Source organism: Phormidium pseudopriestleyi FRX01 (assembly GCF_017313335.1).
Classification (GTDB): Bacteria; Cyanobacteriota; Cyanobacteriia; order Cyanobacteriales; family Laspinemataceae; genus Laspinema; species Laspinema pseudopriestleyi.
In genome coordinates this window covers 1-19,229 of sequence record NZ_JAFLQW010000535.1, presented here as the reverse complement: position 1 = coordinate 19,229, position 19,229 = coordinate 1, and the positions used below count along the sequence as shown (strand labels likewise).

16 protein-coding genes are annotated in these 19,229 nt (G+C 48.6%); 9 read left to right on the top strand and 7 right to left on the bottom strand.

Translation table 11 applies throughout. The annotated features are described in order from the left end of the window. Positions 1-213 precede the first annotated feature (213 nt). The 4 genes from J0895_RS20365 to J0895_RS20350 all read left to right on the top strand — a co-directional run bounded on the left by J0895_RS20365 (position 214) and on the right by J0895_RS20350 (position 2,614). A complete protein-coding gene (locus J0895_RS20365) occupies positions 214-534 on the top strand; it encodes a 2Fe-2S iron-sulfur cluster-binding protein (RefSeq protein ID WP_207089826.1) in 321 nt (106 codons plus the stop codon). 64 nt (positions 535-598) lie between these two features. Beyond that, the gene (locus J0895_RS20360) at positions 599-778 is read left to right on the top strand and encodes a hypothetical protein (RefSeq protein WP_207089825.1); all 180 of its coding nucleotides are present in this window, start codon (positions 599-601) and stop codon (positions 776-778) included. Between the two features lie 83 nt (positions 779-861). Then, positions 862-1,926 carry a DUF3326 domain-containing protein gene (locus J0895_RS20355; RefSeq protein WP_207089824.1) on the top strand — a complete coding sequence of 355 codons (1,065 nt, stop codon included), beginning with the start codon at positions 862-864 and terminating at the stop codon, positions 1,924-1,926. An 82-nt stretch (positions 1,927-2,008) separates the two neighbouring features. Continuing rightward, positions 2,009-2,614: a CPBP family glutamic-type intramembrane protease gene (locus tag J0895_RS20350; protein ID WP_207089823.1), complete on the top strand. Its 606-nt coding sequence runs from the start codon at positions 2,009-2,011 to the stop codon at positions 2,612-2,614. Between the two features lie 22 nt (positions 2,615-2,636). Here the strand turns inward: J0895_RS20350 and purN are convergent, their stop codons facing one another. Next, a complete protein-coding gene (gene purN / locus J0895_RS20345; protein ID WP_207089822.1) occupies positions 2,637-3,323 on the bottom strand; it encodes a phosphoribosylglycinamide formyltransferase in 687 nt (228 codons plus the stop codon). Between the two features lie 270 nt (positions 3,324-3,593). Between purN and J0895_RS20340 the strand changes: the two genes are divergently transcribed. Then, positions 3,594-4,184 carry a Uma2 family endonuclease gene (locus J0895_RS20340; protein ID WP_207089821.1) on the top strand — a complete coding sequence of 197 codons (591 nt, stop codon included), beginning with the start codon at positions 3,594-3,596 and terminating at the stop codon, positions 4,182-4,184. Positions 4,185-4,239: 55 nt separating this feature from the next. Further along, positions 4,240-4,830: a Uma2 family endonuclease gene (locus J0895_RS20335; RefSeq protein WP_207089820.1), complete on the top strand. Its 591-nt coding sequence runs from the start codon at positions 4,240-4,242 to the stop codon at positions 4,828-4,830. Between the two features lie 169 nt (positions 4,831-4,999). Here the strand turns inward: J0895_RS20335 and J0895_RS20330 are convergent, their stop codons facing one another. Next, on the bottom strand, positions 5,000-6,397 hold the full coding sequence (locus J0895_RS20330) for a GTP-binding protein (RefSeq protein WP_207089828.1): 1,398 nt from the start codon (positions 6,395-6,397) through the stop codon (positions 5,000-5,002). 64 nt (positions 6,398-6,461) lie between these two features. Continuing rightward, on the bottom strand, positions 6,462-8,000 hold the full coding sequence (locus tag J0895_RS20325; protein WP_207089819.1) for a slr1306 family protein: 1,539 nt from the start codon (positions 7,998-8,000) through the stop codon (positions 6,462-6,464). 868 nt (positions 8,001-8,868) lie between these two features. Here J0895_RS20325 and J0895_RS20320 point away from each other — a divergent pair. Continuing rightward, complete coding sequence (locus J0895_RS20320; protein WP_207089818.1) at positions 8,869-9,036, top strand: metallothionein; 168 nt, start codon at positions 8,869-8,871, stop codon at positions 9,034-9,036. A 302-nt stretch (positions 9,037-9,338) separates the two neighbouring features. Here J0895_RS20320 and J0895_RS20315 read toward each other — a convergent pair whose 3' ends face one another. Then, complete coding sequence (locus tag J0895_RS20315; RefSeq protein WP_207089817.1) at positions 9,339-9,956, bottom strand: hypothetical protein; 618 nt, start codon at positions 9,954-9,956, stop codon at positions 9,339-9,341. A gap of 155 nt (positions 9,957-10,111) precedes the next feature. Here J0895_RS20315 and rpsD point away from each other — a divergent pair, with 155 nt between their 5' ends. Next, a complete protein-coding gene (gene rpsD, locus J0895_RS20310; RefSeq protein ID WP_207089816.1) occupies positions 10,112-10,720 on the top strand; it encodes a 30S ribosomal protein S4 in 609 nt (202 codons plus the stop codon). A gap of 435 nt (positions 10,721-11,155) precedes the next feature. Here the strand turns inward: rpsD and moaA are convergent, their stop codons facing one another. Both moaA and J0895_RS20300 read right to left on the bottom strand, forming a co-directional pair. Further along, on the bottom strand, positions 11,156-12,232 hold the full coding sequence (gene moaA / locus J0895_RS20305) for a GTP 3',8-cyclase MoaA (protein ID WP_242541456.1): 1,077 nt from the start codon (positions 12,230-12,232) through the stop codon (positions 11,156-11,158). Between the two features lie 158 nt (positions 12,233-12,390). After that, positions 12,391-12,972, bottom strand: a complete 582-nt coding sequence (locus tag J0895_RS20300; RefSeq protein ID WP_207089815.1) for an Npun_F5749 family FMN-dependent PPOX-type flavoprotein — start codon at positions 12,970-12,972, stop codon at positions 12,391-12,393. A gap of 1,075 nt (positions 12,973-14,047) precedes the next feature. Between J0895_RS20300 and J0895_RS20295 the strand changes: the two genes are divergently transcribed. Further along, on the top strand, positions 14,048-18,454 hold the full coding sequence (locus J0895_RS20295; RefSeq protein WP_207089814.1) for an EAL domain-containing protein: 4,407 nt from the start codon (positions 14,048-14,050) through the stop codon (positions 18,452-18,454). 195 nt (positions 18,455-18,649) lie between these two features. On the opposite strand, the gene J0895_RS20290 is transcribed toward J0895_RS20295, so the two are convergent. After that, positions 18,650-18,988, bottom strand: coding sequence for a hypothetical protein (locus J0895_RS20290; protein WP_207089813.1), 339 nt, complete (start codon positions 18,986-18,988; stop codon positions 18,650-18,652). Between the last annotated feature and the right edge of the window lie 241 nt (positions 18,989-19,229).

Sequence of the window (19,229 nt, the reverse complement as noted above, 5' to 3'; positions counted from 1 at the left end):
GACCCCACCCAACCCTCCCCTTGCCAAGGGGAGGGCTCCGGAGACCCCACCCAACCCTCCCCTTGCCAAGGGGAGGGCTCCGGAGACCCCACCCAACCCTCCCCTTGCCAAGGGGAGGGCTATTATTCTTGAGGCTAGTAAAACAACCCAATCAGTGATAAGCTCAGAAATTGGGCAAAATCGCACTGCAAGTCATTTTCTGGAACTGAGACGATGGGCAAAACTTATACCGTTGAAATTATCCATAAAGGCACTTCCCACACTATTGAAGTGCCAGAAGATAAACAGATTCTTCGCGCCGCTTATGCTGCTGGAATTCTAGATCTGCCAAGTTCCTGCAATGCTGGAGTCTGTACTACCTGTGCGGCTAAAATTATCGGCGAAGGTACCGTGGATCAATCCGATGGCATGGGTGTGGGTACAGATATGCAAGCGCAGGGATATCTCCTCTTGTGTGTTGCTTACCCGCGCTCAAACCTCAAAATTGAGACTGAAAAGGAAGATGAAGTCTATGAAGCTCAATTCGGTCACTAATCTTTAAGATTGGGGTTTGAAAGAGTTAATATTCTGACCATAAAGTACAAGGGAATTCTTAACCATGACGACTCATTTTATTTCCGCTGAAATTGATTTACAAGCCTCTCCTGTTGAATTACAGCAAGCCATTGAAACGGAACTGGAAAAGCGCGGAGAACCCCTGCGTTGGGCGGTGACTTCGGTGGATGAAGAGACTCGAAAAGTTGCAGTAGAAGCGGTGGTGACGGTACAAGAAGGATAAGGGATGAAGGGTGAAGTGGGGAGAAGAAACGCCTGAAGGCGTTACTACGAACTTAAACCCCATTTCCCCTATCTCCCCAATCCATGATCCAACGTCCTTATACTGTTATGCTAATCGTCCCTACGGGAGTAGGGGCGGCTATTGGGGGTTATGCGGGAGATGCTTTGCCGGTGGCGAGGGCGATCGCCCAAGTTTGCGATCGCCTAATTACGCACCCCAATGTCCTCAATGGTGCACAATTATATTGGCCGATTTCTAATGCTTTCTATGTGGAAGGATACGCCCTCGACTGCTTTGCTAAGGGAGATTGGGGACTGCAACCTGTCCATCAAAATCGCATCGGTTTAATCCTCGATTGTGCGATCGAACCGGAGCTCAGAATTCGCCACTTACAAGCTGCCGATGCAGCGAGGGCAACTTTAGGCTTAAATCTAACTGAATATGTCATCACCGATGCACCGTTAAATGTCGAATTACGGACTTCTGCTGCCGGTGCAAGTTGGGGAACCATTGGCAATCCAGATAGCTTACTCAGGGCCGCTGAACGGTTAATCAAAGACGCCAAAGCGGAGGCAGTCGCCGTGGTTGCCCGATTTCCCGATGATATGGAAAGCGAAGCCCTCCACAACTATCGCCACGGAACCGGCGTCGATCCTCTTGCTGGTGCAGAAGCTGTGATCAGTCATCTGATTGTTCGCACTTTCAAAATTCCCTGTGCTCACGCGCCTGCCTTGTTACCCCTTCCTCTCGACCCGGATATCTCTCCCCGTTCCGCTGCCGAAGAAATTGGCTATACTTTCTTGCCCTGTGTTCTGGCTGGGCTGAGTCGCGCTCCCCAATTTCTTAGCACAAAATCCCCCCATTGTCAACCCTCGGATATCTGGGTCGAACAAGTCGATGCCCTCGTCATACCGGCTACAGCAGCCGGAGGCAGTGCTGTGTTAAGTTTAAGTCACCAATCTGCCCAGATTATTGCCGTCCGAGAGAATCAAACTCAGATGCAAGTCCCCCCAGCGAGTCTGGGAGTACCCGCAATTGAGGTAAACTCCTATTTAGAGGCCCTGGGTTGGTTAGTAGCGCATCGGGCAGGAATTGCCCCAACTGCCCTAAGTCCAAGTCTCTCCTCTCTCCAGTGCCTTTCGGATTAACGGCGATCGCCGATGTCCGAACTCGCATCGGAAAGTTCAGCACTTGGTGTCAATCTATCTACATTCTAAACCGAGAACCGCCGTGACAGAACAGCTTCCGAACGATCCACAACTGGAAACCTTTACCCGCACTCAAATTCTCATCGGGATGGGGGTAACGGCGATCGTCTTGTTTGGGATAGCCAAACTCTGGCTATACTTTGGGAATGTCACGAGACTGGGTTGGGGTTGGGATGGAGTCGCGATCGCCGGTGGGGTGGGGTTAGGACTCGCCATCAGTGCCACCAGTTCACTGGTTTATCGCTTGTGGCCGGGATATCGCCGCTGTGCGGACTTCTATCTACAAATCGTTTTAGAACCCCTAGTCTGGCCGGATTTAGTCTGGTTGGGACTATTACCGGGACTGAGTGAGGAAGTGTTATTTCGCGGGGTGATGCTTCCGGCAGTCGGGTTAAATGCCGTCGGGTTAATCCTCTCTAGTTTATGCTTTGGCTTGTTGCACCTGAGTGGACTCCAACAATGGCCCTACATGGTTTGGGCAACGGTAGTCGGACTCATTTTAGGCGGGAGTGCGCTAGTAACCGGGAATTTATTTGTTCCCATCACAGCGCACATTGTGACCAATTTGATTTCCAGTGTGTTGTGGAAACTCGATAAAACGGGCAACGAAGGGCGATCGCTGGATTAATCTAAACGCTGACAATCCTCGTTCACCGCGCCGATCGCCGATGGATGCCACCCGCAGCAATTGCGATCGCCAGGGGATAAATCCGATGTTCCTGGACCTGAATTCGCCCATGCAAACTCTCTCTTGTATCATTAGGAAACACCGGAACCGCCGCTTGCATTAAAATCTTCCCACTGTCCACTTCTGCCGCGACCAAATGCACCGTACAACCGCTAATTTTTACCCCAGCGGCGATCGCATCTTCCACCGCTTGACCCCCTTTAAAGCTGGGTAATAAACTCGGGTGCATATTCAAAATTCGGTTGGAAAACGCATCAATCAAAACCGGCGTCATAATCCGCATCCAACCGGCCATCACCACTAATTCTACATCATGCTCGTGCAAAGTTTCAATAATTTTTGCATCTAAATCTTCTCGACGTTTATAGTCCCGATGGTTATGGAAAACCGCTGGAATCTGCCATCGATTCGCCCGTTCTAAGACCCTGGCTTGGGGATTATTGTAAATCATCACTTGAATTTTGGCATGGAGTTGCCCGCTGAAAATTGCAGCGGCGATCGCCTCAAAATTGCTCCCACTCCCCGATGCCATAATCCCCAACCGAATCGGGCGATCGGCAGGAGGATTTTCCGCCATAAAACTAGGCGGCAACGCAGGAGAAATAAAGCTAGGGCTAGATTCGGAGTTTAGTCGTTGGTCATTGGTCATTGGTTGTTGGTCATTGGTTGTTGGTCATTGGTCATTGGTTGTTGGTCATTGGTTGTTGGTCCCCTTCGACAGGCTCAGGGCAAGATTGGTTGTTGGTCGTTCATTTTTCATCCTTCCCTATTCCCTGCGCTAATTTTACCAGAACTTAGCCCATTTGCTGAGAGCCTTTTTTCAATCTCCCCCGTTGCCGTCTGTGCTGAATGGGTTAACATAGATATCAACAGGAAATGGTCCAACTCGTTCCCTTATATAAACAATTGGAATAAAACTATGGAAGTGGTAACCCTCGAACCGTTTACCCCGGTGAAATTAACCCTAGATTTAACCGATGAGCAATTTTTTCAACTTTGTCAAAATAACCGCAATTTACACTTTGAACGCACGGCAACTGGAGAATTAATCATTATGTCACCCACTGGAGGAGAAACCAGCAATCGAAATATTGAACTCTCTTATCAGTTGCAAGGGTGGAGTCGGCAGAATAATTTAGGGAAGGCATTTGACTCGAACGGTGGTTTTAAATTACCCAAAGGTGGAAATCGTTCCCCCGATGCGTCTTGGGTTAATATTACCCGGTGGAATGCTTTAACTCCCGCCCAACGAGAGAAATTTTTGCCCCTCTGTCCTGATTTTGTGGTGGAGTTACGGTCTGTTAGTGATTCTTTGAACGAGTTACAAGATAAGATGAGAGAATATCTGGAGAATGGGGTGCGGTTAGGCTGGTTAATTGACCGTCAAAATATCCGGGTGGAAATTTATCGTCCTGGGCAAGATGTGGAAATCATTGAGTCTCCTAAATCTCTATCTGGGGAAGATTTATTGCCCGGGTTTGTTCTGGATTTAGGTCCGATTTTATATTGACAGAAAATCGTGTACCTCGATGGCAAAAACTTAAACAAAGGATTAGCATAAAACTATGGAAGTGGCAACCCTAGAAACATTTGTTCCATTAGAATTAAATCTGAATTTAAGCGATAAGCAGTTTTTTGAACTCTGTCAAAACAACCGCAATTTACGCTTTGAACGCACGGCAACTGGAGAAGTAATCATTATGCCGCCGACGGGTAGCGATACGGGCAATCGGAATGGTAGACTGATTCAGCAGTTATTCAATTGGACGGATACCAATGATTTAGGAGTTGCTTTTGACTCTTCTGCTGGATTCAAAATGCCTAACGGGGGAAATCGTTCGCCGGATGCTTCATGGATTCAAAAAGAGCGGTGGGATGGGTTGACGGAGGCACAAAAACAACAATTTGCTCCGCTATGTCCTGATTTTGTGGTGGAGTTACGGTCTGCTAGTGATTCTTTGAACGAGTTACAAGATAAAATGAGAGAATATCTGGAGAATGGGGTGCGGTTAGGCTGGTTAATTGACCGTCAAAATATCCGGGTGGAAATTTATCGTCCTGGGCAAGATGTGGAAATTATTGAGTCTCCTGAAACCCTATCTGGGGAAGATGTGTTGCCCGGTTTTGTTTTGGATTTAGGTTTGATTTTATCTTAGGATTGTTGGGGGATTTGGAGGGAACCCCCCCCCAGCCCCCCCTTGCTAAGGGGGGGAGTTGGAATTGTGGGAAAATTATTTTAAATTGGCTTGTTAAGAGTTGTTTGAAATTAGCCCGCGCAGGCGGGCTTTGTTCGTATAGCCCCACCCTTCCAGGGTGCGGGATTGATTAGCTTTTCACCTCTAATTGTTGCTGCAATTCCTCTCGGAGACGATACAAGACGGTGTTGGGTTCGACTTGGGATAAAATATCCTGAATGACGGTATTTGCACCCAATGGTCCCCAGGTACAGCCTTGTTCTAGGTAGACTTGTGCGGCTTGTCCGACTTTATAGGTTCCAAATCCCGCTACGGATGCTTGCGCGATCGCCGCGCCGACATATCCAGTCATCCCCCCTACATCTCCTGATGCACCGATAATCGCTGCTGCACTCTTCCCAAATCCCATAAACAATCCATTCGCCAATTCACTCAGCAGTACCCCACCACTACTAAATAGGATTTGCTGCCATAACTTACCCGCCTCATATCCCGTCATCGGCAATCCATACAACCGCGCCAATGCCCGAATTAATAGCAAATCGGCGATCGCACCTCCCAATACATCAAACAGGGCCAACGGATTCAATGCCACCGCTGCTGCCTTATACTGAGCAAAGCGCCAAATTAACGTCTCTGCCTGTTCTTGTCGCGATTTTATACTCGCCTTCGCTAACTCTTCTTGTGCCTCTTTCGCCTGCACTAAGGCATTAATCGCCAACAGCGATCGCCCTTGTTCCTGCACCACCTGCAAAATCTTGTCCTTCAATTGCTCAATCTGCGGTAGCGGTGTTTCCAACTCGTAAGACACCCGACCATCGGGCCATTCTATTCTCACTTGCAACGGGGACGGGTCCGCCGCTACCATGACAATATCCTCTTGATGCGGCAGGCGATCGCCCTTCGTCTGATCCACCTCAACCCAATCATCCTCTATCCCTACCTCAGCCTGTTTCCGCTTCTGCTTGGCAGAGGCAAAATACTGTAATTGTCGATAAATTGCCTGCCGGTCCTGTTCCGGATACAAATCTATCTTATTAAACACTAAAATCAACGGCTTCTGAGTCCGCCGCAACTCACAGAGTGCCTCGTATTCCGTCCGAGTAATATCCCCAGAAACCACAAATAAAATCAAATCCGCAGCGCCAGCTATATTCCGCGCCATCTCCGATCGCACTTGACCCTCAACCTCATCCAATCCTGGCGTATCAATCAACTCCACCGCCAGATTACCCCCGACATCCCACTGCACCGATCGCGGCCATTGAGTCACCCCATGAATCGGTCCCGTTGTCAGGATTCTTTGACCCATCAAGCTATTTAACACCGTAGATTTACCCCGACTGACTAACCCAAAAGCGGCAATGCGAATCATCCCGCCATCGAGTCGTTCTAGGGTTGCCGAAAGGCGATCGAGTTGTGCCTGCATCGCTGCAAGCTGCTTGACATCCATACTCTGCTGTCGCGATCGCCGATATTGCGAATAGAAAGACTGCGCCTGCCGAATGCTGGCGCGTGCTCGGTTCATATACTGGACATCCTGCCGATTTGAACCATTCAAATCGGCAGAAGATGGGGTGGGGTTGGGGGTCTTAGGTGCTTGGCTCAAGGTTTGAAATCCCTACACTCTCTGCTATTCTATTCTCCTGTAAAGCCTTCACTTGTGCAGTGAGGCTTTCCGACTTTTTCGATTCGGGTACTAATCGCGTGACAGTCTGCTTGACAAATCCTTGCAAAAATGCCATCCGTTGATTCTGCTGGAACACCGTTTTTAAGGTTTCACTCAGTTGTTCCAAATTAATCCCCGACTCCGCACTCACGTCTTGCGCTTGGAAGTATTCAATCAGGCTCAAACCCGCTAACCGAGTCAAATAGGCGGCGCTAATTCCTTGGACAACTCCCCCGGCAACATAGGTGACGGCGTTGCTTTTGAGGATAGCTGAAATGGTTTGGGTAGACAGTTCCACTACTCCGAGTTTCACCAATTGTTCCCCCATTGCCGATGCGATCGCCTTTTCTCGGTCAAAGGAAAAGGGATGCTGATAAATTTCCCCTAATTCCACAATTAATTGGGTAGTAACCGCACCTGTGGCTAACAAATCTAGGACGGCTACCGGGTTGGCAAAGGTTGCCGCAGCGGAAATATACTGATATTTTTCAATGACTGGCATAGCCCGATCGCGACGCAGTTGGTTTAATATCTGTTGTGCCTCCGATTTTAAGGCGATCGCCTGCCGGTAACTTTGCGCGATCATAAACTGCTGACTTTCTTGTGCCACCATCTCCTGTAACCGCGTCATTAAGGCAGTCGCTTCCGGTTCCGGTTGTTCCATTGTCTCAACGGTTGTCCCATCACTTTGATGCTGCCGCACTTTAACCGGATTTGGTGCCACCGAAATTGCTACTACATTCTCAGGATTTAATGTCAATCCCAGGCGATCAATCGCACGTTGCAAGATTCCCGCCTGTTGTTCCGGTAAAGTCTGGTCTTTTTTATTCCAGGCTACCAAAACCGGGACGGCTGCTATCGTCAGTTGTTGGATTGCTTGAAATTCTGAGTCGGTTAAGTCACCACTGGTCAAGAATACCACCACATCCGCAGCAACTGCCTGTTTCCATGCCGCAGTTGCTTGTAATGGAAACTCTTCCTCTGCATCCCTGGCTGTAAACAAGGCAGGAATTTCCGAAAAGGTCAGGGTTTTATCGGTTTGGGACTGCCAGTTCGACTGCAACCATTGCATTACTGTCGTTTTGCCGGTACTTTTACCCCCGGCGATCGCCAGATGCAGTGCATTCCGAGTCGCATCCGGTGAGAGTTGTCCTAGGCGAGTTCTTAAGTCGGCAATGATTTTGGCATCCCCTGCCTCTGCCTCTATCTTGGCGATCGCCAGTCCCGCTTTAGTTTTGGCTTGTTCCAGCATCTCTGGGGTTACCGATTCAGCTGCGATCGGTTTGATGGTTGCCGGTGACCGTTTTTTGAATAACCAAAATCCGGTCCCGACTGCGATCGCGCCGAGTACCCCAAATTCCCCCGCTTCTCCCCAGGAGTGATTCAAACTTTCCATCACCCAAAGACCAAAGGATAAGCCCAAACCGCCAATTAAAATAGGTCGTTGCAGTTTAACTGCCATAAAATTATCCCACTTTTTTTATAGATTTTGATTCGTGGGGCAACCGGGGGCAAACAGTTCCGATACGCGATCGCCCTTCTTTACTTTCTCCATTTTAACGGCTGGGGTTGCACTTCCACCTCTCCTATTACAGTGTGGATTTTACGATCGCAACCCTGGGATAACGACTGAAGTCGTTACTACGAACATAAGAGTACGACTGAAGTCGTTACTACGAACTAAGAGTACGACTGAAAACGACCAACGACCAACGACCAACGACCAATGACCAATGACCAATGACCAACGACCAAAAACAAAACCCTGCAATCATTTACGATTACAGGGTTTTATTTTAGTAATGGCGGGAGGCGGATTTGAACCACCGACCTTCGGGTTATGCGTACCATCTACAACTTTCGTTGCCTGGGATTTTTCCAGTTTGTGGTCTGGACTCTCCCTTCACCCTCAGCCTTACTGTTAGGGTGCCTCCCATCGAGTCTCTACACCTTCTCTTGTTCAGAGCTTGGCTCGGGATTACCGCGCTACCGGCTTCCCCGAATTTGAGAGGCGATCGCATACCAGTTTCCTTAGTATGCAGCCCATCGCAATGCTAACTATTAAGCGTTTAGTTAACTTGCGTATTGAGCCCGACGAGCTACCAGACTGCTCTATCCCGCGTCACTGAAATTACTATAACCTGAACTTAACTGTTTTGACAACCCCTAAAGTAAAACTTTTTTTAAGTCCTTACCACCACAGGCTTTTAGCCTTTCTCAACCTAAAATTCCGGGCCGTCACCCCCAATTTCTAAAAAAAAGTCAAAAAAATACATGAATGACTGTTCATGTGTTAAGATGAATTCAGAATAAAACGAGGAAGTTAAGTAATGACGACCGTAACTCAAATGAAATGCGCCTGTGAATCCTGCCTGTGCGTGGTTCCGATGGATAAAGCCGTGATGAAAGATGGCAAGCCTTACTGTTCTGATGCCTGTGCCAATGGTCATGTAGATGGAACCGGATGTGGTCACTCGGGTTGCGAGTGTCACTCCTAATCTTCGTCATCAGCAAAAATGCCCTCATTCCTGTATTAAAGGGGAATGAGGGCATTTTTTTGGAAACCCGGGCTGTGGCAAACCCAATCCGGCTGTAACAGTCTTTTTTTTAGGGTAGTCCGCGCAGGCCTGTGCTGAGCAAAGCCTGTCCTGAGCCCCGCCTGTCCTGAGCCCTGAGCCAGTCGAAGCCTGTCCTGAGCCCTGAGCCAGTCGAAGGGTCGAAGGGGGTCGAAGGGGGTCGAAGGGTCGAAGTGCGGGCTTTGTCCGTGTAGCCCCACCCTTGAGGGTGTAGGGGCTGGGTATTAAGTAGAGGGAAGGTTGGGAGAGGGGCGAGTAGGGGCTGGGGGTTCCCTGCCGGGGATAAAATTAGGCAGAGGGGAAACCACGCGATCGCGAGTATCAATGCAAACCGACATCGCCTGAGAGGTGACCAAATCAATTTGATTTTGTAACCCCACCACGCATCGCGAAAACTGGGCGGGCAATAAACTGCGGCGACAGAAATCGAGAATTAACGGGGCTTCAGATTCTGCCGTGCGATCGCTAATATCCACCACACAGGTTGCCAACTCCAGAGGACGACGCACCTGCTGACAGCGAGTCAGGGCATCCTCCGCCAAAATATCCGTGCGGAGATCAATCTTAACCACGCATTCAGAGATTTCTTCTGGGCGTAGGGCCGCAGAGCAAGCAAGGGCCACAGTCTCAGGGGAGAGTTGGCGATCTAGTAACTCGGCAGCACAGCGATTATAAGCATTATTTCGAGCCGCTGCCGGTGCAGGATTTAAAGGAATTAAGCCCATAGTTAGAGCCACGAGGGAAAGCCCCAACAGTCCACCCTTGCGCCATTGTTGTAGGGGAGGATGGGGATGAGTTGGGGCGCTTGTTTCCTGGCGATCGCGAATTTTCCGAATCATCATTATTAAAGACTCCTCATGACAAAAAACAGGACTTTTGACCCTCAACCGATGTTTCTGAGCAAAAAGTCATCTAAAGTTAGACTTGAAACTGAACCTAGTAAAGATCTATACTAGAGAGTCTGGGAAAACTGTGTAACAACTGACGAGGAAAAGGAATGTCACGATATCGAGGCCCGAGACTGAGAATAGTCCGCCGTTTAGGAGAACTGCCCGGATTATCGCGCAAAACTCCTAAGCGCGCCTATCCCCCAGGACAGCACGGGCAAGCCCGCAAAAAGCGATCGGAATATGCAGTCCGCTTAGAAGAAAAGCAAAAACTGCGCTTTAACTATGGTCTGAGCGAAAAGCAACTGCTGCGCTATGTTCGCCGTGCCCGTCGCGTCACGGGTTCTACGGGTCAAGTGCTGCTACAACAGTTAGAGATGCGTCTGGATAATACCATTTTCCGTATGGGGATGGCACCGACGATTCCTGCTGCACGGCAATTGGTCAATCATGGTCACCTCACCGTCAATGGTCGGGTTGTTGATATTCCCAGCTACAATTGCCGTCCTGGAGACCAAATTGTAGTCAGAGACCGGGAAAAATCTCGCCAGATGGTCCAAGCTAACTTGCAATCTCCTGGATTAGCCAATATGCCTAGCCATTTAGAGTTTGACAAAAACAAACTAGAAGGCAAGGTGAATGGAGTTATTGAGCGGGAATGGATTGCGCTACAAATTAATGAGCTCCTGGTGGTTGAATACTATTCTCGACAAGCCTAATTTTTCGAGACTCGCTGCTTCTTACCGCGCAGCCTAACTAGATATTTTCAAAAGCCCCCAAACCCGTCAGCAAGGGGGCTTTTAGTTTGGGGATGGGGGAGACCGTCATTTGTCATTGGTCATTGGTCATTGGTCATTGGTCATTTGTCATTGGTCATTGGTCATTGGTCATTGGTCATTGGTCATTTGTCATTTGTCATTTGTCATTTGTCATTTGTCCTGGGTGGATGAGGGATAGGGAGGATAGGAAAGTTTGTAGTAACGACTTTAGTCGTTGCGATCGTGTCACGGCTGCAGCCGTGTCAAGCACGATTGGCGGAGGAAGTGCCTGCTATCGGACTGGAGGTAGAGCATCCAAAGGGGCGTGAAGAAAGCGATCGCTTTCTTCACGCGGTAACGACTGAAGTCGTTACTACAAACTTTCTTCCCCATCCCTCATCCTCCAATTTGCGACATGGTACGGCTGTAGCTGCCGGTTTCGGTACCGGAGTCTCGCTGTTTGTAGTTGATTTCGGGTTTGAGTTCGAGTAAATTAGCGACTTGCTGGCGGATATCTGGGAGGGGAATACCCTGGCGCAGGGCTGTTTTGAGGTTAATTTGGCCGGTTTCGTTGAGGAGACAGGGACGTAACCATCCTTCGGCACTTAAGCGCATTCGGTTACACCGATCGCAGAAACATTCAGACATCTGAGAAATAAATCCGATAGTGCCTTTGGCATGGGGAATCTGAAACACATCCGCAGGACCATTTCCGGTGACTTGTCCTTCAGTTAATCCCCAGCGATCGCGAATTCGTTGGCGCAGTTCTTCCGAGGGAATCCAACCGCAGTCGCCAAATAATTCCCCATTCCCGATCGGCATGAATTCAATAAACCGAACGTGCCAATTTCGGGCAATGGTTAATTCCGCTAAATCTAAAACTTCGCGATCGTTGACACCGGGAATTACCACTACATTTAATTTTAAAGGGTTAAATCCGACCCGATAGGCTTCCTGAATTCCATCCCAAACTTTTTGCCAGCGACTGTTTCCGCGAGTTCCGGCTAGGAAATCAAAGGTTTGGGCTTCGAGAGAGTCCAGGCTAATATTAATCCGCCGCAGTCCCGCATCATAGAGAGTTTGGGCTTTTTGGGCCAGGAAAAATCCGTTGGTAGTCATGGCTAAATCCTGGGTTTGGGGTAAATGGGCGATCGCCTCGACAATTTCCACCACATCTGCACGGATTAGGGGTTCCCCCCCGGTTAACCGAAACCGAGTAAATCCGACGGGGATAAAGACTTCTTTGAGTAATGTTAAGAGTTCCTCACGAGTGAGTAAATCCTGTTGCCGGATATAGTCCAGTTCGGCCCCTTCTGGCATACAGTATTGACAGCGAAAGTTGCAGCGGTCAATTAAACTAATCCTCAGATAATCCACTCGATTTCGCTGTGGCGGGGCTTGACTCGTCTGAGTGGTATTTTTTAACGGGTTGTTTTCCACAAGATTGCCCATTTGTCCCCTAGATGCTTTCATCGGATATGTTGCTTATTCTAACGAAGACCCTTCGAGACTATCGTTCAGGTCTGGGTTTTTACCTATCAAAATTTTGATGAGTTGCTCTCAAAACTTTTTATAAGGGAGGGTGAGAGGGATGAATAAAAGGAGGATTTGAGGCAGGTTGACCCTGATTTTTAGGGATTAATCGCTTGCTGAGACCAGGTGCGATCGCCATTGAATTGATATAAGCAGCGGTTTTGGGGTTCTCCTCGCAATTCTAACCAATCTACGGTGATTGGATCGAGTAAGAGTAAACAAAACTGGGCCAGGGGTTGACTGGTATCTGGGACTGGGGGAGAGAAATCATCGCGATCGCCACGGGGTGCAGCGGGATCGGGCCAAGAAAACTGGCCTCGGGCACTGTCGGAGAGTTGCTGCCATTCCCGGCAACGGGCTTGTTGTAAGGTCGGGTTTGAGGCATCAGGGCCTACTAAGGTTAAGTGACCCTGGAGGCGGAACTGTTCCCGGGTGATGGGGAAGTACCAGCAGACTTCCCCATGAGGATGGGCGGGGATTTGTTGGGCTTTTTGGCTGCGGGCATCGGTGACGATTTTGAGTTGGTTGGTTTCCTCTAAAAAGCCACGAAAGACAACGGTGCGATTAGCCGGAGTTCCGTCTGGGCGGATTGTGGCGAGTTGGAAGTAGCGAGATTCGGGGCGGCTACGGTTGCGATGGAGGGCATGGTTCAGGGGCGATCGCCACGGTGCAAGAGACATGATTCTAAGGATAGGGATCACAGATGAGCTTTTGTATTTTATCTTGACTGTCTTGGCGATCGCCCCTCAAACCTGAGATGATCCTCCCAGATTATGAATTAAATCTGTAGAAATCACCCCAGTGACTGGGATTCACTTACACTACAAATAACAACAAGTCCCTGGCTTCCTGGTGGTTTCCCCCCGGCATGAAAGGTGAGTGGAGGGGAGAAATCAGGGTAACATTCACTTTATTAATGCAAAAATTCGGCGGCTTGGAGGGGAGTGGTGTTCTTCGGCTGCATGGGGGGTGAAAAGCTTTTCCTTCCTGACATTTATCGCCGGATTTCACAGCCTTGATTTTGATTAAATGAATTGCAAAAAATTTGTGACCCTGATAGCTCGCTCAAAGCCAATCGCCGATAATTCATGATCAGGAGTCCCAACCCAATCCAATCATTCCCAGGAATTGAGGGGATAACTTTTATGATACCTTATCTCTCATTGATGAGTTTACTCAACAATTTGTTGACAAAAGTTTACGTTTTTTTTAAAAATCAATCTTGCCAAAAATCCACTTTTGAGGTAAAGGTCTAATTCTTTAAGATTAAGTTAAAAATAATTGTTTTTTGTGTAATTTGTTGCCGAAATTACAACGAGATATAGGATAGATTCTTTTAGAGAAGTTAAAAGCTTTCTTTCTCAGTTAGCATTGGCCCTTCAGATGTCTCATTCAGATGCAGTCGGTGCCGTGGTTCAACAAAATGATTTCAATACTGCAATCAGAAACCTAACGGATTCAAGTTGGGCAAGGCTAGAACAGTTCCCTCAAGGGTTCTCGTTACTCGGGAGAAATGATGGCGCTTCCAATTTAGCCCTTGAGAGACCCAAATCAGTTCAAGGGAAGTTTTGCTGAATGGCTGCCAACGGTTCAGGCCCCTCAAGTATTGCCGAAGGGAAAAACGGCATTCAGGGGACTGACTGAATACCGACTCCAGCAGGCTTCTCCCTAGAAAAGAGGCGACCTGAACGGACCCTCAGTTTCCTCAACCCTGTTCACTGGCAGCCCAGCCCGACCGGATCTGGTGAGTCCAGAGTGTTAAGGACCGGCTTTCTCCTAGAAGCCAAAGGCAGGAAAAATCGCTTAATTGTGCAATCTACAGCGACTCTATCCCAATCCTGCCTACCGATTTCTCAATCCCAAACCAATAGCGTGAGACGACGACCCATGCAAAACCTAGAAGGCAGCATTTGCGGGATTCTTGACACAAGCCAAGAGATCAGCAAACGGGAATCCAGCCCAGAACTTATGAACCCAAGCCGCGCCTCTGTTTTACAACAACTAACCCTCTGCGTTGCACAAGCTGAGGATTTTGACACCGCATTAAGCTTGGCCCTGCGACGAGTCTGCGAAATTGCAGGATGGGATTATGGAGAAGCTTGGTCCTTCAATTCCGAAGGCGGATACCTTGAATGTAGCCCTGCATGGTATGTGGGAAAAATCAACAGCTTTGGGCGACCCTTGCCAGAGATTGAAAGATTCCGCCAACAAAGTGAAAACCTCACGTTTTTACCGGGAATCGGTTTACCCGGAAGAGTCTGGGTGAAAAAACAGCCAGAATGGGCCAAAAATGTATCTGAACTGCCCCAGGCCATTTTTAATCGGGCAAAACTCGCCCGAAAACTGGGCATCAAAGCAGCCTTGGGCGTTCCAATTCTGGCTAACGACGAAATTCTCACCGTCCTTGTCTTCTTCATGGTGGAGTCCCACCCAGAAGATCAGCGGATCATTGAATTGGTCTCGGAAATTCTCACTGGACTGGGATCCGTACTGTTCCAGAAACGCTCAGAAGAAGCCTTACGAAAAGCTGAACAAAAATATCGGAATATTTTTGAGCGTTCCATCGAAGGAATGTTTCAAAGCAACCCATCCGGGGAATACCTCCTCGTCAACTCGACCCTGGCGCATATTTATGGGTACGAGTCACCCGCAGAAGTGATGAATTCAATTCGGGATATTCAACATCAGCTTTATGTGGATCCCTCACGACGGCTTGAACTGAATCACCTGTTACAAGAAAAAGATGCGGTGTGGGGCTTCCAATCTCAGTGTTATCGCAAAGATGGTAGCATCATCTGGATTTCTGAAAATGCGCGGACGATCCGGGATGCTCAAGGCAAAATCCTGGCTTATGAAGGCACGGTCAAAGATATTACCGATCGCAAACGGGCAGAAGAACGGTTTGCAGCTTTGGTGCAAAACTCCTCAGACACCATCGCCATTTTATCCGCAGACGGCAAAATTTTATATGGGTCTCCCTCCCTCGATCGCATTTTAGGATATCAACCCGATAGCTTACTGGGTAACTGCCTCCTGGATTACGTCCATCCCGAAGATGTGGCAATGGTTCGCGAAGTGCTCATGCCTAGACCCAAAGCAGCCACAGGAACGCGATCGCTGCACCCCTCCAAATTTAATAACCCGCATCCCTCGAAAATCATGGCAGATTTTTCGCCCCTTACCCTGAACGATCGCCCGGAACTCTGCTTATCCTTAACACCCATTGAATATCGGTTTCGCCATGCCGATGGAACTTGGGTTTATTTAGAATCCGTAACCAATAACCGCCTCGATGATCCCAGCATCCAAGGAATTGTCATCAATTCTCGGGATATCACCCAACGCAAACAAGCTGAAGAACAACTCCATCAGCGACTGGCGATCGAAGCCGCATTATCTCAAATTTCCCGGTTGTTCGTCTCCACCCGAGAACCCAACTTCGATAAAATCCTCGCCCGAGTCGGGATTGCTGCCGGGGTAGAACGGGCCTATATTTTCGAGTTCGACGATCGCCTCAGTCAATTTAGCAACACTTATGAATGGTGTTCCACTCCGGCCATTTCGCAAATCCAGAACCGCCAAAACCTCCAATCTGCCGATTTCCCCTGGCTGATGGACCAACTCACTGCCCTGGAACTCTTAGATATCTGCGATATCGAGTGGCTACCAAAAGCAGCCCATGCCGAAAAAGCCTTCTTCCTCTCTCAAAATATCCAATCCCTGCTAATCGTCCCACTTTTTTCCCAGGAAGAACGATTAGTCGGATTTCTAGGATTTGACGATCGCCAAATTCAATCCAATTGGTCCGCCAGCCATGCTCAACTCCTGCGGGTAATTGCCCAAATGCTCTCCAGTTATTATCAACGCAAACAAACCGAAGAAGCCCTCCGGCAGGCTGAACGCAAATATCGCAGCATTTTTGAAAATGCCGTGGAGGGGATTTTTCAAACCACTCCTAGTGGTCAATACCTCACCGCCAATCCCATGTTGGCCTCTATCTATGGATATAATTCCCCGGAAGAATTAATCGAAGTCTTGACCGATATCGAGCATCAACTCTATGTGGACCCCCTGCGCCGGTCCGAGTTTCGCCGCTTATTACAAGAACAAGAGACCGTCTGGGGCTTTGAGTCCCAAGTCTATCGACGCGATCGCCGCATCATCTGGATTTCTGAATGTGCTCGGACAATTCGCGATAGCAACGGTGAAATCATCGGTTATGAAGGCACTGTGGTCGATATCACCCAGCGCAAACAAGCCGAGGCGGAACTGCACCAACGGGATAACTTACTCCTGGGGGTCGCCCAAGCGATGAATCACCTGCTGACCAATACCAATACTGCTCAAGCGGCATTAGATGCCCTTGCTACCCTCGGAGAGGCAGCAGGGGTCGATCGCGTCTATATCTGTGAGTTATCCAATCCCACCACCGCGTATAACTTCGGCAGTCGCCAGGAATCCCAACCGACCCTCTCCTCTTGTTCCGACTGTACCTCTGGAGAACATTGTCAGATGTGGATTCGGTTTGAGTGGACTCGAACTCCCCATGTGGGTTTTAAAAGTGGAGCCTGTTCCGTCGTCCAGTTGCGCTCAAGCCTCCTCAATACATTGTTAGTCGGTGAAACTGTGAGTTTGTTGGCCCAGAACTTGAATCAAGCCGAGCAAAAACTGTTTGCCCAAGAGGGAACGAGATCGAGTTTGATGGTTCCGATCCTGGTGAATAATGAATTTTGGGGATACATCGGGTTTGATGACATTGAAGTTGAGCGTCCCTGGTCTAAAAGTGAAGTCTCGATTTTGAGTGCGATTGCTGCAAGTATAGGCGGTGCGCTACACCGTCATCACCAAGAGGAAATGATTCGCCATCAAGCCTATCATGACCGTCTCACGGGGTTACCCAATCGACAACTGTTGGATGAACGCCTACCGATAGCGATCGAAATTGCCAAAGAGGACAAAGAACAACTGGCGGTAATGTTTCTGGACCTCGATCGCTTTAAAATCATTAATGATACCCTCGGTCATGCCGTCGGCGATGAACTCCTCCAAACTGCTGCCTCACGCCTGCGAAGTTGTCTGCGCGATCGTGATATCATTGTGCGCTGGGGTGGAGATGAATTTATCCTGTTGTTAGAAGGAATTACCAGTACGGAAGATGCCGCCCAGATTGCCCAACGTCTGCTGGAATGTCTACGTCCGACTTTTGAGATTGAAGGCAACCAACTCTATATTACAGGCAGTATTGGTTTGGCCCTTTATCCCCAGGATGGAGAGGACCCGGAAACGTTAATTAAAAATGCGGATACGGCTCTTTATCGGGTTAAAGAACAGGGCCGGAATCACTACCAAATATACTCTCCGGCGATGAGTTCCCAAGCCTCTGAGTTACTGGTCCTGGACAATTCACTCCATGAGGCTTTAAAACGAGAAGAGTTTTTTTTGGAATTCCAACCCCAGGTTAATCTCAAAACCGGCACTGTGGTAGGGATGGAAGCCTTAGTGAGGTGGCAACACCCTCATTTGGGATTAGTTCCTCCCCATACGTTTATCCCGATCGCTGAAGAAAACTGTGAGATTGTCAAATTAGGCTGGTGGGTGTTACAACGGGCGATCGGGCAAAATAAAGCATGGCAGGATGCCGGATTACCTCCGATTCGGATGATGGTGAATCTCTCGACTCGTCAGTTCCACCATCCCGATTTAATTGCAAATGTCTCCCAAATGCTGGGGGAGGCCAACCTTGACCCCCATTGGTTAGGGTTAGAAATTAGCGAAACCACGGCGATGTATGACCCGAACTTAACCGATAGCATTTTGCGTCAGTTTCAAATCATGGGGATTTCAATGGCGATCGATGATTTTGGGATTGGGTATGCTTCTCTGAATTATCTGAAAAAATTTTGCTTCCAAACGCTGAAAATTGACAAGTCTTTTGTCTGGGATGTCGCACTTAATGCCAAAGAAGCGGCGATCGTTTCGGCGATTATTACCCTGGGACAAAAGCTGAATATGAGTGTAGTTGCTGAAGGGGTAGAAACTGCCGTCCAGCGGGATTGTTTGCTCAATCTGAACTGCTATGAAATGCAGGGATATTTGTTTAGTCCATCGGTCGGTTCTGAGGAGGCAACCAGACTGCTGTCCGAAAATAATGATTGGTTATGACGGATGAAACCTGCGGTTTGATTCCCTTGGGAGTAAACCATTAACTGCCTACTCCCAAAGAATTTGAAGGAATTTCTGGAGATGAAGAAGGGCGATCGCAACCTTCTGGGGAATGAAATGACACAAGATAACAGCGATCGCAACCTAACCTCCCCCAAAATTGCGATCGCCCGTTACTGTTTAGAGCATTGCCGATTATGCGTAGCGTTCTTGTTGTTTAAAATAGTGATAAAGATTCGCTACTGTCAAATCGGGTACTTCTTGCCAATTTGAAGGCGCTAACGCATTATATCCCGTGGCATTGGCGCGCTGAAAAACATAAGATTCATGTTGTTGGCGCAATTCCGGTTTTACAATAAAGCGAAGTTGATCCCGGAGGGAGTCGTAATGAGATTTTTGCTGTAATGTTTCATAAAGGGACAGTTCCACAGGCGGTTCAGCCGGATTGGTATTTGCTGTCGAGGCTGAGTTCTCTTCATCCGGTAATTCTAAGCTGGCTAACTCTTTGAGTTCCGAGGGCGATCGGTCTTTCATCCACTCTACTTGATTTTGCCAAGATTCTAATAATGGTAAATCCTGGGTATGAATCCGCGTAACTTCCGGAAACAGAAAATCGAGTTCACTGTCACATTAGCTTGACACTCCCACGTCTAAAGAGCGTGGGATTCTTTAAGAGTCCAGAATCTGAACCTTAAGGGCGTAGTCAATGCGCCCCTACCAACTCCATCAAGATTCAATCCCAATGTTGTCGCTACTTTTCAGCAGAATGTTGGCT